The following is a 13,546-nucleotide window of genomic DNA, read 5'->3' as shown; positions in this document are numbered from 1 at the left end:
TGACTACTGTAAACCATTAAAAATAGAAAATAAAAAAGCCGCTTACTTTTCAGTAAGCGGCTTTGCAAAATGCTTAACGGTTGGTCAATACACCACTATGGGCGGTAAACCTTAACGTTATGGAAGCCTTGCTCTTGTAGGTAAAGTGCCTGTAGACGGCTCATTACACCACGGTCACAGTACAGCAAGTACTCTTTCGCTTGGTCTAGATCGCCAAACTGAGTAGAAAGCTTGAAGAATGGGATGTGTTTAATTTCAACACCCTCAATCTCTAGCGGGCTTTCGTCTTCTTCTTCTGGGCTACGGATATCAAGAACGATAGCGTGCTCAGCCACAGCTTGAACCTGTTCAACTTCAGGTGCTTGCTCTTGGCTCTCTTTCTCGATGTCACGGATATCCATAACACGAGCGTTCTCGATCACTTGATCCAGCACTTCAAAGTTAAACTTAGCTTCTTCTGCTTCTAGTTTGCCTTTCTTCGCTTTCACTGTTGGCTTCCTAGAGATAACACCACAGTACTCAGGCATTACTTTAGCGAAGTCTTCAGTACCGATGGTACGAGATAGATCGATGATGTCTTCTTTGTCCCAGTTGATAAGCGGGCGAAGAATCAAAGTATCGGTCACGTTATCGATGTGACGAAGGTTCGTTAGTGTTTGGCTAGAAACCTGACCGAGTGCTTCACCCGTTACCAGAGCTTCAATACCGAAACGTTCAGCAACCATACCACCAGCACGCATGAACATACGCTTAAGAACAACACCCATTTGGCCGTCTTCTACGTTCTCAAGGATTTCAGCAACCACAGGTTCAAAATCGACAGAGATGAACTTCACCTTTGCAGATGAGCCGTATTTATTCCATAGGTAGTGAGCCACTTGTTTTACGCCAATCTCGTGCGCAGGGCCACCAAGGTTGAAGAAACAGTAGTGAACTTTAGAACCACGTTTGATGTGCAGGTAGCTTGAAACACCAGAGTCAAAACCGCCAGAGATCAAACTTAGCAGATCTTCTTGCGTACCTAGAGGGAAACCACCTAGGCCTTTGTGACGAGCTAGAACTTGGTTCAGTTTGTCGTTCGCGACTTCAACTTTAACCGTTACTTCTGGATCTTTCAGCTTAACGCGAGCCGACTCAACCGCTTGGTTTAGACCGCCGCCTACGTAGCGTTCAAGTTCAATAGAAGTAAAGTCATGCTTACCACGACGCTTAGCACGTACAGAGAAAGTCTTGCCTTCAATTTCAGCACGGCTGCGTTCTAGTACTTGCTCGTAAATATCGTGTAAGTCTTTGAACTCAGACTGTTGAACTTCAAGAGAGTGGTGAATACCTGGAGTGTGAGTCAAAGCCTCTAACACTTCTGTGTAGTACTGGTCACTCTCAGACGTCACTTCGATATGGTCGCGACGGTTGAATACCGCAACACTTTCACAGCGACGCTGAATAACGTTACGAATGTTGCACTCTAGAATCCTTGTGAAGCGCTTACGCACCGATTCACTTTTTACAAAAATTTCCGGATGGGGCTTAACAATAAATTTCATAGTACTTTCACAACATTAATGTTCAAATTTTGAAAACGCTCATCGCTAAGTAAATTAAGAGAATTTACACAGCACTTGAAGCAAGAATAGATCATATCTAAATCTAAGGGCGCGAATTATACATGAGAAAGTAAGACAAGGAAAAGAGTGCTTGCTTTGGCACCAGTAATAAATACACACCTTATTAAAAATAGCATGCTTAGCCGCTGTCGTAGCCTTAGAGACAAACCAACTGCACGTCACTCCAACAAAAAGCCCAACCTTATATAAGGTTGGGCTTTTGATGCTATCTGAATACTACCGTGTGTATCTATCAGCTATTTATTAAAAGCTATTCATTGATAACAGGCACTTCGTCACTATAAAGCGGCTCACCCTGCATGATGCTGATTTCAACACGGCGGTTAAGGCTACGTTGCCATTCAGTATCATTCGGCTCTACAGGCTCTGTATCGGCCATGCCACGTACTCTCAAGCGTTGATGAGAGAATCCACGAACCTTTTCCATCTCTTGAGCAACAGACACCGCTCGCTGTGATGACAAATCCCAATTAGAGCGATACAGCTCAGAATCAAGACGTTGGTTATCGGTGTGCCCAGAAATTCGAACAATACCCGGAACATCTTTCACTAACTCAGCCACTTGTCTTACCAATGGGCGGAACTTAGGTTGTAAGAAAGCAGAACCTGATGGGAATGCACCTTTTTCACGGATTCGAATTACAATCTGCTGGCCAAGGTTTTCCACCTCAATCGCGCCTTGGTCGATCTCTCGTTCCAACGCTTTCTTGATGCTTTCCATCAAGGTTTCCATCTCTTGCGATTGAGCTTCAGCTTGTTGTTGCTGTTGGTCTGACTCAGAGTTTTGATTGTCGTGAGTCGATACCTCTGGCGACTTTCCTCCGGTCATCTTACCTTGGTCACGCATCGTACCGCCCGCTCGATCAGATTCACCTTCATGAAACTCAAGCGTTTGCTGCGTAATATCAATAGTCTGCTGCATGATCACATCAATCGGTGTCGGCTCTGGGCGACCAGGGCGAAACTCTTGTGCAATGATGCTGGTGCCTTTAGGAATATCTTTCACTTCCAAGCGGTTTTGTACACCAAACGCGAATTTCATCGAGCCAGCGATCTGTTTGAACTTCAGTACGTCCATCTCTGAGAATGAGAGTAGCAGTACGAAGAAACACATCAGCAGTGACATCAAGTCAGCAAATGTCCCCATCCATTGAGGTAACCCCGGAGGAGGACATTTACATGGATTATCTTCATCCATCTTCAACTCCTCTTACGCAGGTTCACCATCAATCGTGCGCTTACCTTCGTTTAGGTAGCTCTTGAGGTAACCATCAATAACTCGTGGGTTTTGACCATCTTGAATAGCCAATACACCGTCCATAACTAGGCGACGGTTCAGTGTCTCTTGGTCACGACGCAGTGCAAGCTTGTCTGCAATTGGGAAGAACACCATATTAGAAAGAATCGCACCGTATAGGGTTGTCAAAAGTGCTACCGCCATCGCAGGACCGATCGCTTTTGGATCATCCATGTTCGAAAGCATCGCAACCAAACCAACCAAGGTACCAATCATACCCATCGCGGGTGCTACATCACCAAATGCAGAGAACACTTTCGCGCCCTGTTCGTGACGTTCTGTAGTTAATGCAATGTCTTTTTGCAGTGCAGCACGCACCACATCACCATCATGGCCATCCACTAATAAGTCGATGCCCTTTTGCATGAAGCTGTTGCTGATTTCCATCTCTTCCAGAGCTAAGAAGCCACCTTTACGAGCTGCGTCCGCCATCTCAACAACTTTTGCGATCAGATCTTCAGGCTCGTCGGCCTTAAACATAAAGGCTTTGCCTGCGATTTTAGTCGCACCAAAGAACTGTCCCATGGTGAACTTCATTAGAACAACAAAGGTTGAACCACCAACTACGATCAAAATGGATGTCGTGTCATAGAACATCCCGAGGCTTCCACCTAGGATCATTGCCATGATTACAAAGGCAAATCCACCAATCAAACCTATTAGGGTTGCTAAATCCACTGAGCACTCCTCATGCTTTTTTGTAGCTCTATGTCGACGATAATCTTTGTATCGGCAAGACTATAAGATCTTTTAGTAAATTCTTGGCCTAAGTATCACACTTTTCGTTTTTGAATCACAACTATTGGCTTACTTTGGACTTATACGTAGCGCATAAACTCGATAAAGCTAAGGTTATTCGACCAAAGTGAGTTGAAGCCCCTTAAAAACGAACTTTCTAGCAAAATTTCTTGGTTACATTTGACCATCTCAGCGGCCTAGGGTAACGTTCGTTCATCTTTCCAAACGCAGATTTATTATGGCTACTAAGAAACCTGAAAATATGAGCTTTGAAGCAGCAATCGAAGAGCTTGATGGCTTGGTTGATCAACTAGAAAACGGTGATCTAGCTTTAGATGATGCGCTTAAAAAGTTCGAACGAGGCATCTCCCTCGCTCGTGCCGGTCAAAGCAAACTAAACGATGCTGAACAGCGTGTTAGCATCCTACTGCAAAATGATGAAAACGCAGAACTTAGTGACTTTAACCCACAACCAGAATAACGAATTGTATGAGATCCCCTATGATCGAGACTTTATTGTCTTATCAAGCACGTAATAACGAGCAACTGAACCTTTGGCTTGATCGCCTGCCACACCAAAATCAGAACCTAATCAACGCGATGCGTTATGGGTTACTTTTAGGCGGCAAACGCGCACGTCCATTTCTTGTCTACATTACAGGGGAAATGCTCGGCTGCACCGCTGAAGAACTCGACACTCCAGCATCTGCAATCGAATGTATTCATGCCTACTCTCTGATTCACGACGACCTTCCAGCAATGGACGACGATGAACTGCGTCGTGGCCATCAGACTTGTCACATCAAATACGATGAAGCAACGGCAATTTTAACTGGCGATGCTCTACAAACTCTCGCGTTTACTATACTTGCGGAAGGTACATTAAGTGCTGACGGTGAAAGCAATCGCGTTCGAATGATTCAACGCCTAGCCGAAGCCTCTGGTGCGCAAGGTATGTGTATTGGACAAGCACTTGATATTGAAGCTGAAAACCGCTCTGTCACACTAGCAGAACTGGAAGAAGTTCACCGCAATAAAACGGGTGCTCTAATGAAGTGTGCGATTCGTTTAGGTGCACTTGCTGCTGGTGAAAAAGCGTTGGAAGTGATGCCTCAATTAGATAAGTACGCCGATGCCATTGGATTAGCATTCCAGGTTAAAGATGATATTTTAGATATCACTAGCGATACTGAAACTTTGGGTAAACCACAGGGTTCTGACCAAGAATTGAACAAAAGCACCTATCCTTCTTTGTTAGGTTTAGAGGGCGCTCAAGAAAAAGCGCAAACTCTGCTACAGGAAGCGCTTCAAGCTTTGGCTGCAATCCCATACAATACCCAGTTACTCGAAGAGTTCGCCCGATACGTCATCGAGCGCAAGAACTAAGACAATAAGCGCGCATTACCTATGACTCTTGATATATCAAAGTACCCAACTCTTGCTTTAGCTGATAAGCCAGAGGATTTGCGTCTCCTCCCGAAAGAGACGCTTACACAGCTTTGTGATGAATTACGTACCTATCTTCTTAACTCAGTGAGCCAATCAAGTGGTCACTTAGCGTCAGGCTTAGGTACAGTAGAGCTAACAGTGGCTCTGCACTACGTGTACAACACACCTTTTGACCAGTTGGTTTGGGATGTTGGCCACCAAGCATATCCACATAAAATTCTTACAGGTCGTCGCGACCGCTTATCGACTATCCGCCAAAAAGATGGACTGCACCCATTCCCATGGCGTGAAGAGAGCGAATACGACACTCTTTCTGTTGGTCACTCTTCAACATCGATCAGTGCTGCACTTGGTATGGCTATCAGTGCGAAGAAAGAAGGCAAGAACCGTAAAGTTGTGAGTGTGATTGGTGATGGCGCGATTACTGCGGGCATGGCATTTGAAGCCATGAACCACGCGGGCGATATACACAATGACATGTTGGTTATCCTGAACGATAACGAGATGTCGATCTCTGAAAACGTAGGTGCGCTAAATAACCACCTAGCTCAAGTTCTTTCTGGCAGTCTTTACACGTCAATTCGTGAGGGTGGCAAGAAAGTGCTATCAGGCGTTCCGCCGATTAAAGAGTTGGTTCGTCGTACAGAAGAGCATCTAAAAGGCATGGTTGTCCCTGGCACCATGTTCGAAGAGTTAGGCTTCAATTACATTGGTCCAATTGATGGTCACGATGTCAATGAGCTGATTAAAACACTGAAGAACATGAGAGACCTAAAAGGCCCTCAGTTCCTGCATATCATGACTAAGAAAGGCAAAGGCTACGAGCCAGCTGAGAAAGATCCAATCGGTTACCACGGCGTACCGAAATTCGATCCAGCGCACTCAAGTCTGCCGAAGAGCACCAGCTCGAAACCAACTTTCTCTAAGATATTTGGTGACTTCTTATGTGATATGGCCGCACAAGATCCTAAGCTAATGGCGATCACGCCTGCAATGCGTGAAGGCTCTGGCATGGTGCGTTTCTCTAAAGAGTACCCAGAACAGTACTTTGACGTAGCGATTGCTGAGCAGCATGCTGTGACGCTAGCAACAGGTATGGCGATTGCCGGTGATAAGCCGATTGTGGCTATCTACTCGACATTCCTACAGCGTGGCTACGATCAACTGATCCACGATGTGGCTATCATGGACTTACCAGTGATGTTCGCAATTGACCGAGCAGGTCTTGTTGGTGCTGATGGTCAAACACACCAAGGCGCGTTCGATTTAAGCTTCATGCGCTGCATTCCAAATATGGTGATCATGGCGCCAAGCGATGAAAACGAATGTCGCCAAATGCTTTACACAGGCCACCAGCACACAGGTCCTAGTGCCGTACGTTATCCTCGCGGTAATGGTATGGGTACTGAGATTCAAAGTGAGTTTACCGCGCTTGAGATTGGTAAAGGTCGTATCGTTCGCGAAAGCAAAAAAGCAAAAGATGGCTCAAAAGTCGCTATCCTAAGCTTCGGTACTTTCCTTGAGAACGCACTCCAAACTGCTGAAGCTATCGATGCGACAGTTGCAGATATGCGCTTTGTGAAGCCTCTAGATGAAGCACTGATTAAACAGCTTATCGCTGACCACGATGTACTTGTGACTATCGAAGAGAATGCGATTGCAGGTGGTGCTGGCGCGGGTGTGATCGAGTTCTTGATGCAAGAGAAACAGCTAATGCCTGTATTGAACCTTGGTCTACCAGACAAGTTTATTGCTCAAGGTACTCAAGGCGAACTGCATGAAGAGCTTGGCTTAGATGCGAAAGGGATTGAGAAGTCTATTTCTGACTACCTTGCTAAGTAGCCTTAATCCGTAAGCTCGTAAGCTCGTAAGCTCGTAAGCTCGTAAGCTCGTAAGCAATAAAAACAAAAAAGGTTGGCCCTAGGGTCAACCTTTTTAGTTTCTGCTAATTAGCTTAATGTATCGCGAACTAAACCTTAATCGTTCAGCCAGCTTAAACTAACCAACCTGCGAAATGTGCTACGGCATACAGCGAAATCGCCGCCATAATACCCGCCACGATATCATCAATCATGATACCTAGGCCGCCATGAACTCGCGCATCTAACCAACCAATCGGCCATGGTTTTACCATGTCAAAGAAGCGGAAAAGCACAAAACCAGTCAAAAGCCATTTCCAGTCATCGGCAGGGATATTCAGCATAGGCACTAAGCTCATGGTGATCCAAAAGCCCGCGAACTCATCCCACACGATAGAGCCGTGATCATGTACGCCCATATCATCAGACGTCACTTGGCAGATTTTAATACCAATAATGCAGCTTACTACCACAACGGCAACATAAGCAGGAAAAGGCAACTGAACTAACAGCAGGTACAACGGAATTGACGCCAACGTGCCCATTGTACCGGGAATAATCGGCGATAAGCCACTACCAAAACCTGTTGCCAATAAGTGCCAAGGGTTTTTAAGAGAAATAAGAGAAAGTGGGTTTGTCATCAATTAACCTTAAAGTGATCGTAACCAGTTAAGTTCCATCTTAGTGGTTCACCATTATTGTGTAATTCAAAATATTCTACAGGTCTTATCTGGCCAATGCAGGTGACTTTTGTACCTGTGTGCGACAAAGCACTTTCCAACGACCCTTTATTCTCTTCAGGCACAGTAAAGCACAGTTCGTACTCTTCACCACTGGTAAGCGCATACTGCTGAGCTGAAGCGATATCAGGGGCGAACTGGCGTAGTTCTGAAGAGATAGGCAGAGTGCTTACATCAATACTCGCCCCTACCTGAGAGCGCTTAAGGATATGTTTTAGATCAGCAATAACGCCATCTGAGATATCAATAGCCGATGAAGCAAGATTCACGAGCGCTTGACCTGCGAGAACTCGTGGAGCACTAATGTAATGCCTCTCTTCAAGCTCTCTTGCATAAGGCTTAGCGTTGTTTGCCTCTGGGTCTAGCAACACCTCTAGGCCAGCCTTGCTATCGCCTAGATTACCTGTCACGTAAATCCAATCTCCGACTTTGGCACCGTCTCTACGTAGCGCTTTCCCTTCCGGCACAAAACCTTGCACCGTCAATGTCAGGCTTAATGGCCCTTTCGTTGTGTCGCCACCAATTAACTGAATACCAAAGTAATCTGCGAGCTTAAAAAAGGCGTCACAGAAGGGAGCAAGCCATGCCTCATCCACCTCTGGCATAGTTAAAGCAAACGACACCCAAGCAGGCGTAGCCCCCATAGCAGCAAGGTCACTGATGTTGGAAGCCAAAGCCTTGTGTGCCACCCAAGCCGGATTCGCTTCAGCTAAAAAATGAGTACCAGCCACTAAGGTGTCCGTGCTGATCGCTATCTCAACATTGCCCGGCGCTTTTACCAAAGCACAATCATCGCCAGCAGCCAGAAGAACGTCTTTACGTTGTGGTTGTCGATTTACAAAATATTTTTCAATCAGGTTAAATTCGCCAGACATCACATGCCCTATCTTTGGTATTACAGAAATTGAGTTACAAAAAAGGCCAGCATAAAAGCTGACCTTTAGATTCAATATACGAACGTCTTATTTCTTACGAACGTGCGGTGCAGCTTTATCAAGCACACCGTTAACAAACTTATGGCTGTCTTCTGCTGCAAATACTTTTGCAAGCTCGATAGCTTCGTTGATAACCACTTTGTATGGTACATCTTCGCGACGAGTCATCTCGTACATAGCTAAACGTAGAAGCGCTAGTTCCATCAGATCCAGATCTTGCATAGGGCGAGATACGAATGGACGAAGCTTGCTATCAAGTTCCATGTGGCTAAGAGCAACACCAGTTAGTAGGTCGCGGAAGTATGCAACGTCTGTTTCTGGCATAGCAAGAGCAGGCTCTGCAGCATGATGCTCTTCTTCATCATACTTACCACCAGATAAGAACTGTTCTTCAACGGTAGCAATATTTTCTTTAGTAATTTGCCAAGAATAAATTGCTTGTAGAGCAAATTGACGTGCGTTACGACGTGCGGCTGGTTTCACACTGGCCCCCATTAGGAATCGATTTCAGAAAGAACGTTGATCATCTCAAGTGCGCTAAGTGCTGCTTCTGCACCCTTATTACCAGCCTTGGTTCCTGCGCGTTCAATAGCTTGATCGATCGTATCAACAGTAAGGACACCAAACGCTACTGGAAGAGAGTATTCCAGAGACACTTGTGCCAAACCTTTATTACATTCACTACAAACATAGTCAAAGTGAGGTGTACCGCCACGAATTACTGTACCAAGAGATACAATCGCATCGAACTTGCCTGTTTTTGCAACGCGCTGCGCTACAAGTGGAAGTTCAACTGCACCAGGGCAACGAACAACTGTGATGTTGTCTTCGCTTACTTGTCCATGACGCTTTAAAGTATCGATTGCACCAGAAAGTAAACTTTCGTTAATAAAACTGTTGAAACGAGCAATAACGATAGCAATTTTTGCATTTGGCGCTGGGAAGCCACCCTCGATCACTTTCATAAGCCTTCCTTTAACTATTTTCATCAAGTGAGAATCGCCGGATTCTAGCACAAAACTGTGAGCAATATCTAATGGTAATTTAGAAGAACAGACACCGGCAATGTAAAGATGATAATGCAGCGCTGCTCCCAACCATATTGGAACAGCGAGTAGCCAAGTTTGTGTATTGAACACGTTTTGAGTCGAACTTGGCTACTTTGCTCTTTTAGCAAGATTTATCACCAAAAGAGCCACTGAAATCATCGGTAAATTATGTTGCTACAAACGGAGAAACATCTGCTCGTTAACACATGATTTATTCGCAAACATACTCAACAACGTTAAGACCAAAACCACCCAATGCGTGGTAACGCTTAGTGCTCGAAGAAAGCAGACGCATATCGTGCACGCCTAGGTCTTGAAGAATCTGAGAACCGACCCCAACACGACGAGAAGTACCTTGCTTCTTAGCCATGGTTGGTTGCTCGTTTTTATCTTGCGCTTCGAATGTCTTCACTTTGTGAATCAAAGAATCAGAAGACTCTTCGTTGCCAAGAATAACCAACACGCCGCCTTCGTCACCAATGCGCTTCATCGCTTTATCTAGTGACCAGCTACGCTCTGTACCACGATCTGAGTGAAGCAAATCAGTGAACGTATCATGCAAGTGAACACGCACCAAAGGAGCACCTTCAGTTAAGCTGCCTTTTTGCATTGCATAGTGGATCTGGTTATCAATTGTGTCGCGGTAAGTCACAAGCTCAAAATCACCAAACTCTGTTGGTAAATGACATTGTGCAACGCGCTCAATCGTTGTCTCTGTGTTGTTACGGTATTCAATCAAGTCAGCAATAGTACCTAGCTTGATGTCATGCTTTTCTGCGAACACTTCAAGGTCTGGGCGACGCGCCATAGTGCCGTCGTCATTCAGGATCTCAACGATAACAGATGCTGGCTCACAGCCTGCTAGACGAGCTAAATCACAACCCGCTTCAGTATGACCTGCGCGAGTTAATACGCCGCCTTCTTGAGCCGTCAATGGGAAGATGTGACCCGGTTGAACAAGATCAGCCGCTTTCGCATCTTTCGCCACAGCCGCTTGAACCGTCACCGCGCGGTCTGATGCAGAGATCCCCGTCGTTACGCCCTCTGCTGCTTCAATCGAAACCGTAAAGTTAGTGGTGTATTGAGCATTGTTGTCTTGAACCATAGGCGCAAGACCCATGCGATTTGAACGCTCTTTTGTTAGCGTAAGACAGATTAAACCACGGCCGTACATTGCCATGAAGTTAATCGCTTCTGGCGTAACATGTTCTGCTGCCATAATCAGATCGCCTTCGTTTTCGCGATCTTCATCATCCATCAGGATAACCATTTTTCCTAGGCGAATGTCTTCAATAATTTCTTGAGGAGTACTAATTGGCATTGTTCTATATCCTTTGAAATGGTTCTGCTTCCTAGAACCGACACTATTTAAACCTGATGATATTGCTTCGCTTTACAAAGTCTCGCTTAACGCACTTTGTACAAACTGTTAGGCAAAACCATTCTGCTGTAAGAATTCCATCGTTAATCGAGATTCAGGCTCAGACTCTTGTTGCTGACCTTGTAGTAAACGCTCCATGTAACGCGCTAATACATCGACTTCTAGATTCACTTTACGACCGACATTGAATTGATCAATGGTCGTTTCTGAAGAAGTATGAGGAACGATAGTCAGCTTAAAGGCATTCTTGCGTAAATCGTTCACCGTAAGACTGATACCATCGACCGTTATTGAACCTTTTTGAGCCACGTACTTTGAAATTTCTGCTGGCATTTCTACCCAAAACTCAATCGCTCGACCGACTTGGTTACGTTCAACAATCTCACCCACGCCATCAACATGACCCGATACAATATGACCACCGAAACGCGTGGTCGGGAGCATTGCTTTCTCAAGGTTTACCTTATCGCCCGCTTGGTAATCCACAAAACCCGTTTTTTTCAGGGTCTCAAGCGAAAGGTCTGCACTGTAGCTGTGGTCGTTAAATTCAACGACCGTCAAACACACACCATTGGTTGCGATACTGTCGCCTAACTGAACGTCAGCCATATCAAGCTTGCCAACGTTAACCGTTACGGTGATGTCTTCTCCGCGGGGAGTGATTGCACTCAATGTACCTACGGCTTCTACAATTCCTGTAAACATTTTAAAACTCTTTTTGTTGTCAACGACACGTATGTAGTGAGCGGATTTATTTCCACTATGGTTTCGTTACTATGGGGTTCGCTACTATTGGTTTCGCAACGATACGGATATCCACACCAACCTGTCGAACATCTTTAATTTCTAAGTCAATAACGTCAGACATTGAAGTGAGCCCTAATGCGCCCATCAAACCTCGTCCGTCACTGCCCATTAGTTTAGGTGCTAAATAGAGAATTAGCTCATCCACTAGCTGCTCTTCAATCAAGCTTTTGGCCAATGTAGCGCCCGCTTCGACCCAAATATGGTCGATATGATTCGCAGGTAATTGACGCATTAGATCGTGCAAATCGAGCTGACCTGCATCTGTGGTTCCGACTTCAATATCTGCAGACGCTTCAGCCACTCTTAACACTGGTGTTGGCGACTGATATAACTTGAGTTCAGGACGCAATTGGTTTTGACGATCAAGAATCACGCGAACAGGCTGACGAAGTTCATCTTCAGCGTAATGAGCTTGTGCACTACTTGGCAACTCTGCCCAACGAACATTCAACGACGCGTTGTCTTCTATCACCGTCTGGCTGGTTGATAACACCGCGCCTGATTTAGCTCGGTAGTTCTGAACATCACGACGCGCTGCTGGCGATGTTATCCACTGGCTTTGACCATTTTCCAATGCCGTTTGGCCATCAAGGCTAGCAGCCATTTTTAACTGAACAAAAGGCATGCCGGTTTGCATACGCTTGATAAATGCAGGGTTCAAGTCGAGAGCGTCTTGCTCTAGCAAACCGATTTCAACCTCAATACCCGCATCGCGTAGCATTTTGATACCACGACCTGCGACTTTTGGGTTTGGGTCCTGCATGGCACAAATTACTTTTGAAACTTGAGCCTTAATCAAACCTTCAGCACAAGGTGGCGTTCGACCGTAATGAGAACAAGGTTCTAGCGTGACATAAGCTGTTGCACCTTTTGCCTTATCACCGGCTATTCGCATGGCATGCACTTCAGCATGAGGTTCGCCTGCTTTTGCATGAAAACCTTCACCAACGATCTGACCATCGGCTTGTACAATGACACAACCCACATTCGGATTTGGCGCAGTGGTATAAATGCCGCGTTTCGCTAATTGAATAGCACGCGACATCATTTGAAAATCTAGGGGAGTAAAATTAGACATGATTGAGGAGTTAATCCTCTAATTTAGCGATTTCTTCGCCAAACTCTCGAATGTCTTCAAAGCTACGGTAAACAGAGGCAAAACGGATGTATGCCACTTTATCCAATTCTTTCAATTGGCCCATCACAAGATTACCGATCATCTCGCTTGGTACTTCACGCTCACCAGTTGCACGGAGTTGTGACTTAATCGTACTGATCGCAAGTTCAATTGCGTCAGCACTCACTGGGCGTTTTTCTAGGGCGCGCTGAACACCACCGACCATTTTATCTTCGTTAAATGGTTCGCGGTTTCCATTCGACTTAATTACTTTAGGCATCACAAGTTCTGCCGATTCGAACGTAGTAAAACGTTCGCTACATGCAAGGCATTGACGGCGACGACGAACCTGATGGCCATCGGCTACCAGTCTTGAATCGATTACTTTAGTGTCGTTCTCTGAACAAAAAGGACAATGCATATCACCTCCAAATAATTGAATATCAGTGTAACGGAATTGCCAAACGTTAGGAAAGAAAAAGGGCCAATTAAGGCCCTTTTGTGTGGTGATTCATTGATTATTGCTACTCGATCGCCATTTCAAAAATG

General features: G+C 45.4%; 14 protein-coding genes. 3 read left to right on the top strand and 11 right to left on the bottom strand.

The annotated features are described in order from the left end of the window. Positions 1 to 95: 95 nt before the first annotated feature. The 3 genes from thiI to pomA form a co-directional block, all read right to left on the bottom strand. Positions 96 to 1,544: a tRNA uracil 4-sulfurtransferase ThiI gene (thiI, locus tag BCT34_RS09200; protein WP_076652397.1), complete on the bottom strand. Its 1,449-nt coding sequence runs from the start codon at positions 1,542 to 1,544 to the stop codon at positions 96 to 98. A 331-nt stretch (positions 1,545 to 1,875) separates the two neighbouring features. Then, positions 1,876 to 2,823 carry a flagellar motor protein MotB gene (locus BCT34_RS09195; protein WP_076652395.1) on the bottom strand — a complete coding sequence of 316 codons (948 nt, stop codon included), beginning with the start codon at positions 2,821 to 2,823 and terminating at the stop codon, positions 1,876 to 1,878. A gap of 12 nt (positions 2,824 to 2,835) precedes the next feature. Continuing rightward, positions 2,836 to 3,600, bottom strand: a complete 765-nt coding sequence (gene pomA / locus BCT34_RS09190; protein ID WP_004734406.1) for a flagellar motor protein PomA — start codon at positions 3,598 to 3,600, stop codon at positions 2,836 to 2,838. Between the two features lie 298 nt (positions 3,601 to 3,898). Here pomA and xseB point away from each other — a divergent pair, with 298 nt between their 5' ends. From xseB to dxs, 3 genes are read left to right on the top strand one after another with little or no spacing between them, the layout of a single operon-like run. Beyond that, positions 3,899 to 4,141: an exodeoxyribonuclease VII small subunit gene (gene xseB, locus BCT34_RS09185; RefSeq protein WP_004734405.1), complete on the top strand. Its 243-nt coding sequence runs from the start codon at positions 3,899 to 3,901 to the stop codon at positions 4,139 to 4,141. Positions 4,142 to 4,161: 20 nt separating this feature from the next. Beyond that, positions 4,162 to 5,046 carry a (2E,6E)-farnesyl diphosphate synthase gene (gene ispA / locus BCT34_RS09180; RefSeq protein WP_076652393.1) on the top strand — a complete coding sequence of 295 codons (885 nt, stop codon included), beginning with the start codon at positions 4,162 to 4,164 and terminating at the stop codon, positions 5,044 to 5,046. Between the two features lie 21 nt (positions 5,047 to 5,067). Continuing rightward, positions 5,068 to 6,951 (top strand): 1-deoxy-D-xylulose-5-phosphate synthase, encoded by a 1,884-nt coding sequence (dxs, locus tag BCT34_RS09175; RefSeq protein ID WP_076652390.1) that lies wholly within the window; start codon positions 5,068 to 5,070, stop codon positions 6,949 to 6,951. Positions 6,952 to 7,102: 151 nt separating this feature from the next. Here the strand turns inward: dxs and pgpA are convergent, their stop codons facing one another. From pgpA to nrdR, 8 genes are all read right to left on the bottom strand, one after another. Next, on the bottom strand, positions 7,103 to 7,609 hold the full coding sequence (gene pgpA / locus BCT34_RS09170) for a phosphatidylglycerophosphatase A (RefSeq protein WP_076652388.1): 507 nt from the start codon (positions 7,607 to 7,609) through the stop codon (positions 7,103 to 7,105). Beyond that, on the bottom strand, positions 7,609 to 8,583 hold the full coding sequence (gene thiL / locus BCT34_RS09165; protein WP_076652386.1) for a thiamine-phosphate kinase: 975 nt from the start codon (positions 8,581 to 8,583) through the stop codon (positions 7,609 to 7,611). The genes pgpA and thiL overlap by 1 nt, the downstream gene beginning before the upstream one ends. 87 nt (positions 8,584 to 8,670) lie before the next feature. Continuing rightward, positions 8,671 to 9,138, bottom strand: a complete 468-nt coding sequence (gene nusB, locus BCT34_RS09160) for a transcription antitermination factor NusB (RefSeq protein WP_004734399.1) — start codon at positions 9,136 to 9,138, stop codon at positions 8,671 to 8,673. After that, a complete protein-coding gene (gene ribE, locus BCT34_RS09155; RefSeq protein WP_004741508.1) occupies positions 9,138 to 9,608 on the bottom strand; it encodes a 6,7-dimethyl-8-ribityllumazine synthase in 471 nt (156 codons plus the stop codon). Before ribE ends, nusB begins: the two co-directional genes overlap by 1 nt. Before the next feature lie 295 nt (positions 9,609 to 9,903). Then, a complete protein-coding gene (gene ribBA / locus BCT34_RS09150) occupies positions 9,904 to 11,013 on the bottom strand; it encodes a bifunctional 3,4-dihydroxy-2-butanone-4-phosphate synthase/GTP cyclohydrolase II (protein ID WP_017096788.1) in 1,110 nt (369 codons plus the stop codon). A 108-nt stretch (positions 11,014 to 11,121) separates the two neighbouring features. Further along, on the bottom strand, positions 11,122 to 11,778 hold the full coding sequence (locus BCT34_RS09145) for a riboflavin synthase (protein WP_048658105.1): 657 nt from the start codon (positions 11,776 to 11,778) through the stop codon (positions 11,122 to 11,124). Positions 11,779 to 11,833: 55 nt separating this feature from the next. Beyond that, positions 11,834 to 12,928: a bifunctional diaminohydroxyphosphoribosylaminopyrimidine deaminase/5-amino-6-(5-phosphoribosylamino)uracil reductase RibD gene (ribD, locus tag BCT34_RS09140; RefSeq protein WP_076652383.1), complete on the bottom strand. Its 1,095-nt coding sequence runs from the start codon at positions 12,926 to 12,928 to the stop codon at positions 11,834 to 11,836. Positions 12,929 to 12,968: 40 nt separating this feature from the next. Beyond that, positions 12,969 to 13,418, bottom strand: coding sequence for a transcriptional regulator NrdR (gene nrdR / locus BCT34_RS09135; RefSeq protein WP_004734394.1), 450 nt, complete (start codon positions 13,416 to 13,418; stop codon positions 12,969 to 12,971). Positions 13,419 to 13,546: the final 128 nt, after the last annotated feature.

It is taken from the genome of Vibrio sp. 10N.261.45.E2 (assembly GCF_002875705.1).
Classification (GTDB): domain Bacteria; phylum Pseudomonadota; class Gammaproteobacteria; order Enterobacterales; family Vibrionaceae; genus Vibrio.
This window is presented reverse-complemented; position numbering and strand designations above follow the sequence as displayed.